The following is a 16,111-nucleotide window of genomic DNA, read 5'->3' as shown; positions in this document are numbered from 1 at the left end:
TTTACTCCTCGAAGCTTCCTTACAAGTCCTATAGGGCCGAGTTCTTTGTCAAAATTTTTTTGCAGTTTTTACAGGTGACTTTTAGCTACTCCCAATTCCAAAGATGCTTCTGTAAAATTCAATTCGCCACTTCTTAACTTTTCTAGTATTTCGAAACGACGGCATGCCTCTTTCATCTCCTGATCAGGCACATCTAACGGCCGAACTGTACTCAAAGGAACGACATTATGACGATTAGTTGGCCTTAGATACTCTATATCGGACAGCTTTACAACCACTGTCTTTGACGTCGATACAAGAACAACCTCGACATGCTCCCCCCCAAGAGCACGAGTTACAACTGCAGCCTTGCCTGCCGCAATCACCTGAAGACCCTCTACAAGTTCGATGGGCACGAGATTATCCCTCTGTCGAAGATATGACTTGCTTGGCCTTTTTTTTATCAAATAATGATTGGTCTTTGCAATTAATTTTTTTAAGTGATTAGGATCTATCGACGAGCAGCTGAATTGCATAGCGATTACCTTTCAATTCAGGCTTTAGCTCATTACCTCTATAGATGGTGATTTTTGTGTATGCATTTTGGGTCGTTGATTTCCAATGCAGAGCATTCTTTCCAGCCCCGAGCAAGTCACCGCATCTATTGGAATTACATGAAACTGTTGAATAACTTATTTTGAATTTCTTAAAGATTTTGCGCGGTTTCATATCGATTGCATCGCATTACGACAGAAAACGTCCATTTTCAAGGTACCGTTTTGGGATAGAGCGCTAGCCATGTCGAATGGTGGGCATAACCTACGAAAACAACAGCTATTGGGCCTTACAGTTCGTCTCGTCGACCTCAATCCATCATGTCACCGGTCATTACCGGCTAGCCATGCGCTTTGCTGGGTGACTATCACATACTGGCAATGCATCCTGGGAAGAAGGCAAGAGAGATTCCATATCGCAACGCGGCAGAGGGAGCCCCATGCAACCGGCTCCATTTGATCAACCCTTCGCTGATGCTGACAGCCTGCCAACCAACCAGCATCCTGGGTACGACTCAAAGAGCATTCAAGAATATCTGATGCCAATGTGTCGGTACCGATGCAAAACTGACCCACCCTGCCGGTTGAAAACTGACCCACTTGGGCAAAATTCAGCTTTTGCGAGCCGCCCCATGCTGTCCAAGGAACAACACGTGGAAATCAGTGTTCTTGTTCATCAGGCTTTGTCTATTCGAGCGATTGCTCGGCAGATGGGCTGCTCACGCAATACCATTCGACGCCACCTCAAATTACAACCCCAGCGCCAGCCCTACGTCTACGGCCCGCACGCGGAGTGCGTGGGCAAGCTTGCGCCTTTTGAGGCATTCCTGCGTCAGCGCGTAGATGCCGCTCGACCGCACTGGATCCCCGCAATTGCTCTGCTCAGGGAAATCCGGAAACAGGGTTGGGAAATTGCACCCTACTTGACCACCCATTTGCGTTGTATATGAGCACCCATTTGCATTGGACCTGACCAACTGTTTGCATGGGACCTGACCAGATGCTTTGAATGGATTCCTCAGAGCATGAGGATTTTGCTCTCGGCCATATTCAGATCACAGTCGGGTAATTGCCCGAGGTTGCCCCCCATTTGCTTTCGACCTGATCAGTCATGTGCACCGTATTTGACCAGCGAGACTTGTCCCTCAAGTATTAATAGAAATCCGATCCCACCAATTCAGAAGCGCGCCACGGGCGAAGTACTGAAACGTATGTAGGGCAATTGGTGCATCCTTAGGTACCCATTGGCCGTTCATGGTCTGGACAGCAAGCGAGGTGATAGCTCTCTCAGCCGGTACGTTGTCATCGCGCCATTGATCAGGTTGTCGGCACATAGGCGCGGGGAAAGGAATGCCGGCATGCAGTGCATGAGAACGGAGCGCGTAAACAGTCTTGAGAATTGGTAGGAGGCCAGACCAAGTCCATTCAATTTTCATCCAATCTAAGCTGGGTCTCTCAGACGGCTCTGTCGGCATGAACTCCTCACAGAACATCAGGAATTTCTTGGTCGATCCAAATAAACCCTTAAGGTCCTTCGCGACCTCGTTCAACAAATCCTCTCCACCAGCATTTTCGACCATTCTGGCTAGCTCAGGCTTAAGTTCCTTGAGGTTTTCAGTCGACGACCCAGCAGAAGCTAACTGAGCATTCGCTGCAATTTCGATAGCGGATACAAATAGCAGCCAGGCTAGATGAGGCTCGATCTCGGAAATCCACAAAGCATCCTGATATGCTCGTGCAGCCCTAACTAGCTCAATATAGAGACCAGCATTCAGTGTTGGTATAGTTGTCAAACGCGCCTGGATGTCGTTTAGCAACACATCTTTGGGCGTGGGTATGATTGGACGCCCTGGGTTGACAGAAAGGGACGGCCACGGGCGGGAACTGTATGCGACGAATCTCCCAAGGCGATCACTCGCATCGAAGTAACGATTCGCATCGCCAGCCTTAAGCCGAATCCCTAGCGCCAGTGAAGTCAAAGCTGTGATTTCCTCTGGGAGATGACCGCCGTGAAAGCGTTTGACGTCAGTTTTGAGGTTATTAGATAAGCTCACGTGTTCGTGGCCTTCAAAAATGAAGGATCGCAGTACCATTACGATATCGGCAGTAGTCCCCGAGCCCATGGGCACTGCATTCAGAAGCGCGTAAGGGCCAAGCCCACTTGATATTTCGCCCCGAACCTCTACATCTGAATACAGCGGATACTCCGATCCGCCAAAGCATTCCAGGTTACCCGCCTGTTCCAACTCAATGAATTTTAGCCAATTTGATTGCGATGGTAAGCGCGGAGGGTTGAGGCTCGATGTTGTCATGGGTTCCGGCTCAGTCTTAACTGTTACATGTGATATTCACAAGCGTATTTAGGTACTTACACATAGTAACTTTTTTAAGGTCATTTTCGAACCACACGCAAGCTACAGACGTCGTCCTGTGCCATCGTCCGAGCACCTGTTGATTTATGGCTGTTCCCGCTAGCATAGGATTGACCCAGTTGCTGAAAAGTTGGTGACCCAAGCTCCATCCTATGAACTCATTACAAATGCTGGATTTTCCCCGATCGGTGTTGGGTCAGCTTGTTATCGGCAAAATGGATCGATTCGACGCCAGCGCCCTACAAAGAGTCTTTCTATAAGGTACTCATCCCTTGCGCAGAAATATTAAAGCACCCTATGTGCCCGGGACGCAGGTGCGCAAAAGAAAAGATTAGAGGAGAGTTTATTGTTTATGCAAATCTCACTAGCCGCCACCATCCAGCAGTAGCGCTCATGCCTAGCGAGCGTAAGACAACAAACTTTATAAATTCGACACCCCAAGGTGGGCGGGCTGCCCGATACCAGTATAGAACGTTAAAGATTAGCAGAATAGTAATAGCAATAAGCCGGTAGCATTCGGTTTTGCATCTTTTAACGTTACTTCCGGCAGCAACGAAATCATAATTAGACTGCGGCGGATACAACGACAGCTTTGCCTACAATTACATCGAGAGTAATCTGCTTGAGTTGATCAAAGGCGCGTAATTTTTTTTCGCGTTTGCGCCCGGTACAGCTAGGAGGCTAAGTCTAGCACCACTCTGTCGACAGGCTTCTCTTGCTTGATAAAAAATATAGAGTAGGGATTCCAGTCCTTTTATTCATGAGTGCACGTATTAATTAAGAGCTTTTTATGGCAAAAATAAAGGGCGTGACGATATTCCCGCAAGCCCCTTATCATACTATGGAACACTAAGGCTTTTTATCGCTAATAGTCTTCAGAATCAACTCGACTGGACTTGCAAAGGATATTTCATCTGCCCCTCCTGACTTAGTAGTGCGAAAAAGACTTTCCAAAACCAAGCGCCGATCCTCCTCAGATTTTAACTTTCCTTCGTTGAGTAGCGCGAGGTAAGTCTTCGTAAAAGTTATTCGTTCTTCCGCCTCAAGAGCCAAATGCGAATGTGTATTGAACTGTCTGAGAGATATTCTGATTAATATCCCAAGAAGAGTTATCAACAAAGCAGCGCCTGCCAAGTCAGCGACCGCTGATGCTAATTCGGAGCGTGACTTTCCCGCCAGAACTTTCTGTTCAACATTTGCACTAGCTGTAGCATGTTCCCCCTCAGGGCTCATCTGGCCGAATAGCTCTGGCACGCCGGAAGCACCACCTAGCCCGTAATAAGCAACCACCGAGCCAAATGTCAAAATCATACTCAGAACAACAGCCAAAAACCAATAAATTTTATACTTGGAGTGATTAGTCTTTCGAACGCTCCAATACTGGACGGAAGCATCTAGATCAACTTGATCGTGGTATGCAGACTTAGCCGATGCCAAAGTTACTTTAACTTCCTCAACTGCGTTTTTTGCAGCTAAACGGGATTTTGAAGCGAAATTAATATAGTTCTTTTTGCGCTTATGGTAAGCCGCCGTAATCGAGTTCACAACTCTATCAGCCCGCGCCTCTAAAGACTCCGTCTTATCAGCAATTTCTATCACGTACTGATTTACTGCATCCGTCGCAAGTTCGGCATGTGAAACAAATCTTTCAACTGTTTGGCGCACGACAGAGGAGCGCGCATCAGCAACTAATGCAGAAAATTCCTGCAGTGATAATCCAATTTGAATTGCGACAGACCTCTCAAATACCAGCTTGGGATCTTCCGCAAACTCTCTCACCCTACCGTCACGATACATAGTACCTCGTGTATACTTGTTCATGAAAAGAAGCGTCAGAGCAGCGGTCACTGCCCCATACTCGTCCTTGGTTTTTAAGATCAAATAACCTTCATCACTATCAAATGAAGTGTACGGCATTTTTTCACTGCCAAGTTTAACTCTCTTTGCACCTGATGCTAGTTCTTCTCGGATGGAGCTAATGCGGTTAAAAAAATATTCCATGTAGAGAGCGATTCCATTTTCTCTATAATGATCAGGAAGTTTATTAAGCCATTTCCAGTTTTGCTCTTGAGCGTATAAATACTCTTCAACCTCAGAGGTTTGAGCATACTCGACCTTGTTGCCATTAACTATTAGAACTACTGGGCTTGGCTGTTGCATCCATGAACTCCCGCGGTTGAAAAATCAAAACATCATAGTTTGCTTATGCTAATATTTGGACTCATTTGTGAACTCCTTCCGAGATCCATCAAATGACACTTCGGCGCCTAATCCTGCGACTGAAGGCAGCATCTTAGTCTGCCATTCCTGGAGCTTAGCTGTTAGTAAAACGTTTCTGCTTTTCGAGGGCTTTGCATTTTTCTGGCTAATGATGGCATTCTGGGCATCACAATGCACTACCCTGGAGAGCTGTGATGGATGACATGGTGAAGCCGTGGATTTTGGAGAAAATCGCCCAAGGTAAAGCGATTCTTTTCCTAGGAGCCGGGGCAGCTTATGGCTCAAAAGGCCTGCAAAATGAGCTACCTCTATCAGGATTTGGTCTCCGAGATGCAATTTCTGATCAATTCCTTGGAGGCGAGGAAAAACATAAAACGCTTGTCCAAGTCGCAGACTACGCGAAACACGAGGCAGGCCTTCCAGAGGTGCAACAATTCATTAAGAAGAAGTTCTATCCCTTATACCCATCTGATTTCCATAAACTCATCCCAACATTCAGATGGCACTCCATATTTACCACAAACTACGATTTGGTCATTGAGCGAGCTTATGCCAATTCTAGTTCCCGGATGCAAGAATTGGCGCCTATCATTCGCGACGGCGACAATTTTAGCGAGGTAATGAGTGATATAAACTTTCTTCCTTACTTCAAGCTCCATGGCTGCATAAATACAATAAATGATCAAGATCTCCCTTTGATTTTGGCAAGCGAAGAATATGCCAAACATAAAAAGAATCGAACGCGACTTTTCAGACATCTTTCCGACTTTGGTCGCGAACATCCTATTATTTTTTGCGGTTATCAGCTTAGCGATCCAAACGTACAACAAATTATGTTTGATCTGTCCGATATGGGAATACATAGGCCAACTTACATGCTTGTTGATCCAGGCCTTGGTAAGTATGACATGAAAATGTGGGCAGGACAGCGTGTCGATCCTATAAAAGCCACGTTTGAAGATTTTATCAGCTTTTTAAATGTCAAAATTGATAAACAAAAACGAATTTTAGCCAAGCTTGCAATATCGGATTTAAGTCCGATATTCAAACATCTAAAGCCTCAGATAGCTTTGTCGGAGCAACTGCAAACTTATCTCAATACTGAGCTCGAACATGTATATCCAGGCCTCTCAGGTGCAGGCGTTAAACCAATTGATTTTTATCGTGGATTAGACTCCGATTGGGGTGGGATACTTCAAAATTTAGATATAAAACGTAGAGTCAGTGACCAGGTGATTATCGACTCAATCATTGATAATGCTATAGAAGGAGTAAACACGTTCTTAGTCAAGGGCTATGCCGGCAGTGGAAAGAGCACGGTGTTGAAACGTGTGGCTTGGTATGCCGCCCATGACTTAGGTGCAACTGTCGTAAGGCTGAGAGAAGGAGCGGTACTGAGACCGACCTTGATAAAAGAGCTTGCACTAAAATGCGAGTCGAAGCTGATCTTTATTTTAGATGACGCTATTGCGAGTGCAGATGATCTCTCAAAACTTTATCGCGCGTTCGAATATGAGCCAGCAAATATTTCTATTCTTACTTCAGCAAGGAACAACGAATGGAATCAGTTCGGTGATGACCTTGATCGGTTTGTGACATCAGAGTATGAGCTTTCCACCCTCACAGATTTGGAAATAACCGAGCTAATTGATAAGCTGCAAAAGCACAACTGCCTAGGAAACTTCAAGAACAATAATATCGATGATATAAGAACTCACTTTAACTTAAGTGCGGACCGTCAACTGCTTGTTGCATTACACGAGGCGACCTCTGGAAAACCTTTTGAAGAAATAGTTCTTCATGAGTATTCTCGGGTAGTTCCTGTGGAAGCACAAATTCTCTACATGGATGTGTGTACTCTTAATAGGTTGGACGTGCCTGTAAGGGTAGGACTGATTTCGAGAATATCAGGAATAGGAATAGAACAATTCAGGAATAGATTTTTTGCACCTCTTGAGCATGTTGTTAAAGTATATATGGACTATGAGTCCCGAGATTATGCATTCAAAGCCCGACATTCGCTGATCGCAAAATTTGTTTTCGAGCATGCTCTGAAGACACCTAATGAAAAAGCCGATCAGATAATCAGAGTTTTGGAGCACCTTAATTTGGAGTACTCGGCCGATAGTGAAGCTTTTTCTCATCTCATAAAAGGCAAGCAGTTGGCTGAGATTTTCGGGGACAAAGCTCTTGCAAATAAAATTTACGAAGCAGCCAGCAGGACTGGCGCCAACATGCATTATATTTTTCATCAAAAAGCCGTCTATGAACTAAATCATGCAGGGTGCGATACTAAAGCTGCTTTGAGCATAATTTTATCCGCTGAAAAATCGCTTACCGAAGGTCGTACCGACAGAGCTATTCTGCATACAAAAGCTATGATATATAAAAAGCTTGCTCGCGAATCCCGGGCTATTTTGGAAATTGAGAAATACCGAACCGAGGCGCGGATAATTTTCGATAGACTTGTAACAGGCAATAAGGACTCCCGGGCATATAATGGCCTTGCCGAGCTTCAGCTTGATGAGCTTGAAGATCGAATTAATGCAATCAGCGATGATAGCTCCGACGATCTCACTAATCGGGCTTTCATCGAGCTGGTGAAAAAAATCGAAGCTACAATTTATAATGGGCTTCAGAAGTTTCCAAGCGATGAGTATCTTTTAACCCGACAAGAAAATCTCGCGCTTAAACTGCAAGATAGCGGACGCGCAAAGAAAATTCTTGAGGAAGCGTACAGAAGCAACAATTCTAGTGAGTTTGTTACTATTCGACTCGCTAGGCAGCGTCTAACAGTTGAAGATTATGAAGATGCAGAGAAGATCTTGAGAACTGGCTTGGTGCATAACCCGAATAGTAAACCCCTTCACCTTGAACTCGCCAAGCACCTAATAAGCTTCAATGACGATCATAAAAATATAGAAATTGAGCACCATCTTAAGCGAAGCTTTTCTCCGTCTGATGCGAACTATGATGCTCAATTTTGGTACGCGAGGCATCAGTACCTCCATGGAGACCGCGGAAAATCGAAGGAAACATTCGCATTTCTTAAGAAAGCTCGTATGTCTCCATGGCAAAAGAACGCGCTGCACGGAAAAACTGTCGGCCCTGACGGGCAAGATATAGTATACCGAGGGACAATTTCACAAGAGCATGTCAGCTTTTGCTTCATTAGGTGTGCAGAGTTGAACGACAGCATTTTTGCTCACAGTGCCAAATTTGAAAATTTGCCAGGTGAGGGCTTAAAAACTAATGTCGACGTAAGTTTCAAGCTGTCGTTTTCCATGCGGGGACCAACTGCTCATGCAGTAGCCATAATTTTTTAACTCTGATCGGTAGGCGTTAGACTTCTTTAACCAATGAAGACTAACGCCATTTCCACTGAGCAAGTCATTTTTTGATGACTGGTTCAGTTCGAGGAAATCATCAGATTCAAATCGCTGAATTTGATGTGCTCAAAAAGCCCTCGGCGGGTGCATCATCAAGTCAGAATGCAGATCAGCTAGATGGAGCAAAAAATCAGCAAGTATGTGAAACACATTACATCGAAATGGTGATTTGCTCAGGTCAATTACGACTCAAAAAATGATAAGTCCCCTAACATTCGACTCGGAATCTACTTTTTTTAAAGTCCTTTCCTTTTAAACTACTGAAAAATAGTTAATTTTTATATTTATCATTTTTGCTTACCGGTCACATCAGCCACTCTCATTTGGTGTGCTGGCCCGATGGGGTTTGTGGCAGTTTTTTCCAGTACACAATCGACGAAGGCCTGACCACTGACGCCAATCCTATTCGGTCCGTCAAACAAGAATCCAACTTTAAGCAGCGCAACACGGTGATCAGCCCTGGTAAGGCGCTGACTCCGCTCCAGTGGAATTATGTAATCGAGACCGCAGAAGTCATGGCTGCAGAGGATCCTAGGCACGAGCCTACGCTATTCATTGTGGCCACCCTCTCTCTACCTCCGAATCTCTGATCTCGTCGGTTGGGACAACTGGAAGCCTACGATGGGTTCGTTCAAGTACGACGGTGAAAACGGGTGGTTCAACGTTGTCGGTAAGGGCAACAAGGCCGCGAAAATTAGCGTGCGAGACGAATATATTGAAGCCTACTTGAAGCGTTATCGGACCACACTCTCCCTTCCCCCCTTCCCCCTTTGCCGTCTTACAAGGAGAGTACTCCACTAGTCACAACGGTCAGAGGTCGAGCTGGCCTGTCAGATCGTTACATTCGTGCCCTCATTCAGAGGGTGTTCGATAAATCACAGGAGGTGTCATGCGCCTCAAGTTCACTTATACAAAATCGCTTGATGAATATCCTCCAGTGCCATGATGCGCTGGGCGGCGTTGAGTTTGATGGCTTCCTTGGGCATGCCGAACACCACGCAACTGGCTTCGTCCTGGGCGACTGTCGCGGCCCCGGCCTCAAGCATTTCTTTGAGTCCGCGCGCGCCGTCGTCGCCCATGCCGGTCATGATGATGCCGGTGGCGTTCTTGCCGGCGAACTTGGCCACCGAGCGAAACAGCACATCCACTGATGGCCGGTGCCGGTTGACCAACGGTCCATCAATGACCTGGGCGTGATAATAGGCGCCGCTGCGAGTGACCATCAGGTGCTTGCCGCCAGGGGCGATCAGGGCCAGGCCAGGCAGGATGCGGTCGTTGTTGCGCGCTTCGCGCACCTCGACCTCGCATAAGCTGTTGAGGCGCTCGGCAAACGAGGCGGTGAATTTTTCTGGCATGTGCTGCACGATCACCATGCCTGGGCACACCCTCGGCAATGCCGTCAGTACCGCCTCCAACGCTTGGGTACCGCCGGTGGACGTGCCGATGGCGACGATACGCTCGGTGGTCTGTGCCATGGCATGGCCATTGGCGGCAGGCAGGATCGCATCCGCACTGAGCTTGCTGGCCGGGACCCGTGCCGGGCTGGCGCTTCGCTTGCCCAGGTTCCTTACGTTGGAATTCGCTGCGGCGCGGATCGCGGTAACCAACTCGGCCGCCGACTCGATCAGGAAACTCTTCAACCCGGTGCTGGGCTTGGTGATGATTTCCACAGCACCCGCCGACAGCGCCTGCAGGGAAGTTTCCGCGCCTTTCTGGGTCAGCGAGGAACAGATCACCACCGGTGTCGGCCGCTCGCTCATGATTTTCTTGAGAAAGGTGATGCCGTCCATACGTGGCATTTCCACGTCCAGCACGATCACATCCGGCCATTCCCGGGCGAGTTTGTCCATGGCGAAAATCGGGTCGGAGGCGGCGCCCATGACGTGAATATCCGGCGTATCGCTGAGGATCGCCAGCAGTACCTGGCGCACCACGGCCGAGTCATCGACCAGCAGCACACTGATTTTTTTGGTAGGCATCTTGTTGAATTATTCCCATTGGTTGGTGCCGGACCCAGACGTTGCCGTTCCACAGGTCGAACATGATCGTGCGGTAACCGGTACTGCCCATGTCCTGGGCTGTCAGGTGCAGGTGATAGTGCTCGGCAAGGGCCAGCGCTGCGCGAATATTCAGGCTGGCCACGTCCTGCGTTGGCAGGCGGCGCTGCTGCTCGGGAAACATCTTGCCGCCGCCGAACAACTTGACCTGGTAATCCCGTGCATGCGTGCCATTGACCTCGGCGTGGCGCAGCAGCAGTTCCAGGGCTTCGTCGGCATATCGGCCATCCAGGGGCTGGTGGTCGCGCAGGCGCCCCGGCAGCATGAAGTGACACATGCCGCCGATCAGCCGTTGCGGGTGCCAAAAGGTGATCGCCACGCAGGAACCGAGCAAGGTGCGCAGGCGCGTCGACTGCGTCGCAAAGCTGACCTGCCCAGGGGCTAATACCACTTCGGCCGTACCGACAGGCTTTTTCATGGCTTGCGGTAAATCGACGGTGCCACCAGCTTCAGGGTGTCATTGACGCCGTGGAGGCTTTCCGAGTGACTGATGATCAAGTAGCCGCCGGGTCTGAGCAGCGGCAGCAGGCGCGCGATTACCTGGCTCTTGGTCTGCTGGTCGAAATAAATCATCACGTTGCGCAGGAAGATCACCTCGAACTCTCCCAGGGCGGGCAGCGCTTCGTTAAGGTTGACCTGGACAAAATTGACGCGGCTACGCAAGGCCTTGTCGATCAGCAAGGTGCCCTCCTGGCGACCAATGCCCTTGAGGCAGTACTTGGCCAGCAGCGGCTGGGGCAATGTCTCGGTGCGTTCCATGGAGTAATGGCCGGTGCGCGCCTTGGCCAGCACTTGGGAGCTGATGTCCGAGCCGACAACTTCCCAGGGCGTGCTGCCGAGGCTTTCGGCCAGGGTCATCGCCAGGCTGTAGGGCTCTTCGCCCGAGGAACTGGCCGCGCTCCACACGCGAAACACCTTGCCCGGCACGGCCTGGGGCAGCACCTGCTGACGCAGGAAGTCGAAGTGCTTGGGCTCGCGAAAAAAATAGGTTTCGTTGGTGGTCAGCAAATCCAGCGCAACCTGCAATTCGCCCTTGCGCTGGTCATTCATGATCAGCTTGAAATACTCACCATAGCTCTGCAGCTCATAGTGCTTGAGGCGCTTGAACAGGCGCCCGGCCACCAGGGCTTTCTTGGCCGGCGACAGGTTGATGCCGGCCGCGCGGTACAGCCAGGTCTGGAACTGACCGAATTCACGGTCGTCGATGGAGACAGTGTCTTGCATGGTCGGGTCTCAACGCGGGTCGAGGTCGAGGGCCGGCGCCTGGCCGGCCTCGGCGAGGCTGGACATCTCATCGATAGACAGCACCCTGTCCACCTCCAGCACGATCACGAACTTGCCGTCGACCTTGGCCATGCCGCTGATGAAATCGGCGCGAATTCGCGCGCCGAAGTTGGGTGGCGGTTCGATCTGCGTGGCCGGGATCTCCCTCACGGCAGACACCGTATCGACCAGCAGCCCGATGTCCTGGGGCTGACCATCTTCGGTACTCGCTTCGATGATGATCACGCAGGAGCGCCGCGTGATCGCCGAGTTGGCCCGCCCAAAGCGCGCCGACAGGTCGACCACCGGCACCACCGCGCCGCGCAGGTTGATCACCCCGCGCACAAAAGCAGGCATCATCGGCACCACGGTCAGGCTGCCGTATTCAATAATTTCCTTGATCCCCAGAATGCCGATGGCGAACATTTCGCCGCCGAGCATAAAGGTCAGGTACTGCGCATCCTCATCTACCGCCACCGCGGTCTGCCGGTTCGTCATTACTGCGCCCATGTCACTCTCCCTAGTAAGGCCCGTATTGATCGTGCGATCAGAAGCGGGTGAAATCTGCTTCGTCCGGGGCACTGGCCATGGTGTAGGCGAACGCCTTGCGCTGCGCCGGTGGTTTCGGGCGTGGTGCCTGACGGTTGGGCTTGCTGCCCGGGCTGTCCACGCTGCTGCTTTGAACCGCGGCCTTGGGCGCCGAATCCAGCACGAAGAAGCTCATGGCCTGCTGCAGTTGCTCGGCCTGGCTGCTCATTTCCTCGGCCGTGGCCGCCAGTTCCTCGCTGCTCGAGGCATTTTGCTGGGTCACCTGGTTGAGCTGGGTCATCGCGGTGTTGATCTGCGCGACACCGGCGGCCTGTTCCTCGGACGCGGCGCTGATTTCCTGCACAAGGTCGGACGTCTTGTTGATGGAAGGCACCATTTCGTCGAGCAACTTGCCGGCTTTCTCGGCCATGTCCACGCTGCTGGAGGACAGTTCACCGATCTCTTGGGCGGCTACTTGGCTGCGTTCAGCCAGCTTGCGCACTTCGGCGGCTACCACGGCGAAACCCTTGCCGTGCTCGCCGGCCCGAGCAGCCTCGATGGCGGCATTGAGCGCGAGCAGATTGGTCTGGTAGGCAATGTCATCGATGATGCTGATGCGCTGGGCGATTTTTTTCATCGCCACCACCGTCTGCTGGACCGATTCGCCACCCTCGGTGGCTTCCTTGGCGGCCTTGCTGGCCATGCCATCGGTGACCTTGGCGTTTTCGGTGTTCTGGTTGATGCTGGCGCTCATCTGCTCGACCGACGCACTGGTTTCCTCGACGCTGGCGGCCTGCTCACTGGTGGCCTGGCTCATCGATTGCGCGGTGGCGCTGACCTCCTCGGAGGCACTGGCCAGGTTATCGGCGGCGTTACGCACTTCGCCGATGATATGCGCCAGCTTGCCGACCATATTGCGCATGGCGTTGAGCACCATGCCGGTTTCATCTTTCCCACCCGGCTCGATGTGCGCATTGAGGTTGCCTTCGGCCAATTGCTCGGCGGCGCTCGCGGCTTGGCGCAACGGGCGGGAAATGATCCGTGCGATGAATACCGCCAGGCCCAGGCCGATCAACAGGGCCGCGACCAGTACCGCGATAATCGACACGCGTGCGCTTTCATACAGCGCCGAGCCCTTGTCACCGGCGGCAGTCGCGCCGGCGTCATTGAGCTCGACCATTTTCTGCAGGCGAGTGGTCACCTCATCAAAATGGCTCTTGGACTCTCCCCTGAGCAAACCGCGCGCCTGGGCTTCCTGGTTCTGCCGGGAAAACTCGAGCAACTGCTTGCTGGATGCCAGGTAGGCGTCCCAAGCGCTTTTCACGCTGGCCAGGAGCTGTCGATCTTCATCGTTCGACAGCAATTGCTCGTAGGTGCCCATGCGGGTTTCGAACTGTTGGCGCGCGTCGATGGCTTCGCGTTCGGCCTGGGCCTTCTCCTCTGCAATCTCGGTACCGATGTGGCGGTTTTCTTTCAAGCGGTAGTTGGCGGCAAAAAAACGCATGCCTGCCGCTGCGCGCATGGAGGGCATCCAGTTGCCCTTGATGTCCTGGGCGGCCTGGTTGACGGCACCGAGCTGAAGGACGGCGAAGCCGCCCATGGCCCCGGTGAGCGCCAGGACCACCAGGAATGAGCAGATCAACTTGGTGGAAATTTTAAGATCGTAGAACCATTTCATCGGGGAACCTCCATGGAATTGCAAATACGTCAGCGGGCGACGACCGGTAGCGACTGAGGCGCCTGGGTCGTGCGGGCTTCCAGGTGTACGATTTGGTTGAGCAGTGCCGGTACATCCAGGATCAGGGCCACCGCGCCGCTGCCCAATATGGTCGAGCCGCTGATGCCGCGCAGTGCGCCGAACAACTTGCCCAAGGGTTTGATCACGGTCTGGAACTCACCGAGCAGGTCATCCACCACCAGCCCGGCCTTATGCTCGGCGTAGCGCACCACCACCACATTCTGGCGTCGGCCAACAGGGCCTTCATGGCTGAAGTGCTCACGCAAGTGCACCAGCGGCAACACCTCGCCACGCAGATCCAGATAGCCCGTGTCGCGGCTGGACTGGCGCTGGTGTTCATCCAGCTCGATACATTCCTGGACCATGTCCAGGGGAATCACGTAGGTGGACTGGTCGATGCCGACCAGGAACCCATTGATGATCGCCAGGGTCAGCGGCAAGCGAATGCGCACCACGGTGCCCTGCCCTGCGCGGCTGTCGAGGTCGACAGTGCCGCGCAACAAGGTGATATTGCGCTTGACCACGTCCATGCCGACGCCGCGCCCGGACAGGTTGGTCACGGCCTCTGCGGTGGAGAACCCCGCTTCGAAGATCAGGTTGTAGATCTCCTGGTCGGTGAGCACCGCACCGCCGGCCACCAGCCCGCGTTCCTGGGCCTTTTGCAAGATGCGTTCGCGGTTGAGCCCGGCACCGTCGTCGGCGATCTCGATGACGATGCTCCCCGAGTCATGGTAGGCATTGAGGCTCAAGTGGCCCTTGGCCGACTTGCCGGCCGCACGCCGCGCATCGGCGCTTTCGATACCGTGGTCCATGGCGTTGCGCAACAGGTGCATCAGCGGGTCGCCGATCTTCTCGACCACGGTCTTGTCCAGTTCGGTCTCCGCGCCGCTGATGCTCAGTTCGATGTCCTTGCCCAGCTCCTGGCTGATATCGCGCACCACGCGGCGAAAGCGGTTGAACGTATCGCCGATCGGGATCATGCGCAAATGCAGGGCGCCATCGAGAATCTCTTCCACCAGCCCCGATACCGTCGAGGTGGCCTCTTGCAAGGGGTCGTTGTTACAGGAACGGGCCAGCAGGCTCGCGCCGGCGCTGGCGATGACCAGCTCGCCGACCAAATTGATCAACTCGTCGAGCTTGTCGGCGTTGACGCGTACGTAATTGCCGTCGCGGGGTTTCGCCTCGCTGGCTGCCGGACGCTGCGGTGCGGCGGTCACAAGGCCCGGCTCGACCGGCGTGACCAACTCGCCAGCGATGGCCGCCGTGCTGGCGGGCGCTTCGTCGACGGCACTGATGTGCACTTCACAGTCGTCACGCACAAAGTCGAATACTTCGTTGAGGGTGGCGTGGCCGGCGGTCGAGCGCAGGTCGATCTCGAAACCCAGGTAGCAGCTTTCCGGGTCCCAGCTGTCCATGGGCGGGATGCTGTCGGTCAGTGTGGTGACCTGCATCATCTGCCCCAAGGTCTCGAGGTAGCGCAGAAATGACAGCGGGTCCATGCCATTACGGAACACATCCACGCCGAAGCGCAGGGAGATGTGCCAGAGCACTTCGACCGCCGCGTCGTCGGCCACCTCAGCGGTTTCGACGATGGCAGTGGCGGTTCGCATCGGCTGATAGGCACTCAGCGCCTCGCGCAATGCCTCACCGCGCTCCAGAGCCGCAGGCGTCGGCGCTTCACCGCGGTTGGCGACCACTTCGACCAGTTCGAGCATGTGATCGCCGCACTTGAGCAGCAGCGCGATCAATGCGGCGTCCACCGCCACATTGCCTTCGCGCAGGCGGTCAAGCACGTCTTCGACGATATGCGTGAACCCCACGATCGACGCCAGGCCGAAAAGGCCCGCCGAACCCTTGATGGTGTGTGCGGCGCGGAAAATCGCGCCAATGGCATCCTGGTCGCCGGGCTCGCTTTCCAATTGCAGCAGGGATTGCTCCATGGCCTGCAACAGCTCGCGTGCCTCTACGATGAATGTCTGCTGTGCCTGATCGAGATTGATGCTCACCGGGA

At 52.4% G+C, this 16,111-nt stretch carries 12 protein-coding genes; 3 read left to right on the top strand and 9 right to left on the bottom strand.

All coding sequences use genetic code 11. The features are described 5' to 3' along the window. Window positions 1-68: 68 nt before the first annotated feature. Entirely contained in the window at window positions 69-395 is a 327-nt protein-coding gene (locus HU722_RS14675) for a hypothetical protein (protein ID WP_186754847.1), read from the bottom strand. Window positions 396-973: 578 nt separating this feature from the next. Between HU722_RS14675 and HU722_RS29075 the strand changes: the two genes are divergently transcribed. Further along, complete coding sequence (locus HU722_RS29075) at window positions 974-1,483, top strand: helix-turn-helix domain-containing protein (RefSeq protein WP_345945860.1); 510 nt, start codon at window positions 974-976, stop codon at window positions 1,481-1,483. 195 nt (window positions 1,484-1,678) lie between these two features. On the opposite strand, the gene HU722_RS14665 is transcribed toward HU722_RS29075, so the two are convergent. Next, a complete protein-coding gene (locus tag HU722_RS14665) occupies window positions 1,679-2,845 on the bottom strand; it encodes a hypothetical protein (protein ID WP_186754850.1) in 1,167 nt (388 codons plus the stop codon). A gap of 909 nt (window positions 2,846-3,754) precedes the next feature. Next, window positions 3,755-5,065, bottom strand: coding sequence for a DUF6161 domain-containing protein (locus tag HU722_RS14660; RefSeq protein WP_186754853.1), 1,311 nt, complete (start codon window positions 5,063-5,065; stop codon window positions 3,755-3,757). Between the two features lie 254 nt (window positions 5,066-5,319). Between HU722_RS14660 and HU722_RS14655 the strand changes: the two genes are divergently transcribed. Next, on the top strand, window positions 5,320-8,451 hold the full coding sequence (locus HU722_RS14655) for an SIR2 family NAD-dependent protein deacylase (protein WP_186754855.1): 3,132 nt from the start codon (window positions 5,320-5,322) through the stop codon (window positions 8,449-8,451). A 74-nt stretch (window positions 8,452-8,525) separates the two neighbouring features. Then, window positions 8,526-8,714 (top strand): hypothetical protein, encoded by a 189-nt coding sequence (locus tag HU722_RS14650; RefSeq protein WP_186754857.1) that lies wholly within the window; start codon window positions 8,526-8,528, stop codon window positions 8,712-8,714. A gap of 702 nt (window positions 8,715-9,416) precedes the next feature. Here the strand turns inward: HU722_RS14650 and HU722_RS14645 are convergent. Genes HU722_RS14645 through HU722_RS14620 form a run of 6 tightly spaced genes read right to left on the bottom strand, consistent with a single transcriptional unit; the run spans window position 9,417 to window position 16,106 of the window. Next, window positions 9,417-10,493 (bottom strand): protein-glutamate methylesterase/protein-glutamine glutaminase, encoded by a 1,077-nt coding sequence (locus HU722_RS14645; protein ID WP_065880512.1) that lies wholly within the window; start codon window positions 10,491-10,493, stop codon window positions 9,417-9,419. Further along, the gene (gene cheD, locus HU722_RS14640; protein ID WP_065873097.1) at window positions 10,456-10,989 is read right to left on the bottom strand and encodes a chemoreceptor glutamine deamidase CheD; all 534 of its coding nucleotides are present in this window, start codon (window positions 10,987-10,989) and stop codon (window positions 10,456-10,458) included. Before cheD ends, HU722_RS14645 begins: the two co-directional genes overlap by 38 nt. Next, window positions 10,986-11,795 (bottom strand): CheR family methyltransferase, encoded by an 810-nt coding sequence (locus HU722_RS14635; protein ID WP_065873098.1) that lies wholly within the window; start codon window positions 11,793-11,795, stop codon window positions 10,986-10,988. Before HU722_RS14635 ends, cheD begins: the two co-directional genes overlap by 4 nt. Window positions 11,796-11,804: 9 nt before the next feature. After that, window positions 11,805-12,344: a chemotaxis protein CheW gene (locus HU722_RS14630; RefSeq protein ID WP_065873099.1), complete on the bottom strand. Its 540-nt coding sequence runs from the start codon at window positions 12,342-12,344 to the stop codon at window positions 11,805-11,807. 37 nt (window positions 12,345-12,381) lie between these two features. Next, window positions 12,382-14,040: a methyl-accepting chemotaxis protein gene (locus tag HU722_RS14625; protein WP_065890991.1), complete on the bottom strand. Its 1,659-nt coding sequence runs from the start codon at window positions 14,038-14,040 to the stop codon at window positions 12,382-12,384. A gap of 29 nt (window positions 14,041-14,069) precedes the next feature. Then, the gene (locus HU722_RS14620; RefSeq protein WP_065890992.1) at window positions 14,070-16,106 is read right to left on the bottom strand and encodes a chemotaxis protein CheA; all 2,037 of its coding nucleotides are present in this window, start codon (window positions 16,104-16,106) and stop codon (window positions 14,070-14,072) included. Window positions 16,107-16,111 lie beyond the last annotated feature (5 nt).

Origin of the sequence: Pseudomonas tritici (assembly GCF_014268275.3) — a bacterium.
Taxonomy (GTDB): Bacteria; Pseudomonadota; Gammaproteobacteria; order Pseudomonadales; family Pseudomonadaceae; genus Aquipseudomonas; species Aquipseudomonas tritici.
This window is presented reverse-complemented; position numbering and strand designations above follow the sequence as displayed.

What these genes read in the sequence shown, in the direction of transcription:
- HU722_RS29075 (WP_345945860.1), top strand. Translation starts at nt 974, where the DNA reads ATGCAACCGGCTCCATTTGATCAACCCTTCGCTGATGCTGACAGCCTG.
- HU722_RS14665 (WP_186754850.1), bottom strand. Translation starts at nt 2,845, where the DNA reads ATGACAACATCGAGCCTCAACCCTCCGCGCTTACCATCGCAATCAAAT.
- HU722_RS14660 (WP_186754853.1), bottom strand. Translation starts at nt 5,065, where the DNA reads ATGCAACAGCCAAGCCCAGTAGTTCTAATAGTTAATGGCAACAAGGTC.
- HU722_RS14655 (WP_186754855.1), top strand. Translation starts at nt 5,320, where the DNA reads ATGGATGACATGGTGAAGCCGTGGATTTTGGAGAAAATCGCCCAAGGT.
- HU722_RS14650 (WP_186754857.1), top strand. Translation starts at nt 8,526, where the DNA reads ATGACTGGTTCAGTTCGAGGAAATCATCAGATTCAAATCGCTGAATTT.
- HU722_RS14645 (WP_065880512.1), bottom strand. Translation starts at nt 10,493, where the DNA reads ATGCCTACCAAAAAAATCAGTGTGCTGCTGGTCGATGACTCGGCCGTG.
- cheD (WP_065873097.1), bottom strand. Translation starts at nt 10,989, where the DNA reads ATGAAAAAGCCTGTCGGTACGGCCGAAGTGGTATTAGCCCCTGGGCAG.
- HU722_RS14635 (WP_065873098.1), bottom strand. Translation starts at nt 11,795, where the DNA reads ATGCAAGACACTGTCTCCATCGACGACCGTGAATTCGGTCAGTTCCAG.
- HU722_RS14630 (WP_065873099.1), bottom strand. Translation starts at nt 12,344, where the DNA reads ATGGGCGCAGTAATGACGAACCGGCAGACCGCGGTGGCGGTAGATGAG.
- HU722_RS14625 (WP_065890991.1), bottom strand. Translation starts at nt 14,040, where the DNA reads ATGAAATGGTTCTACGATCTTAAAATTTCCACCAAGTTGATCTGCTCA.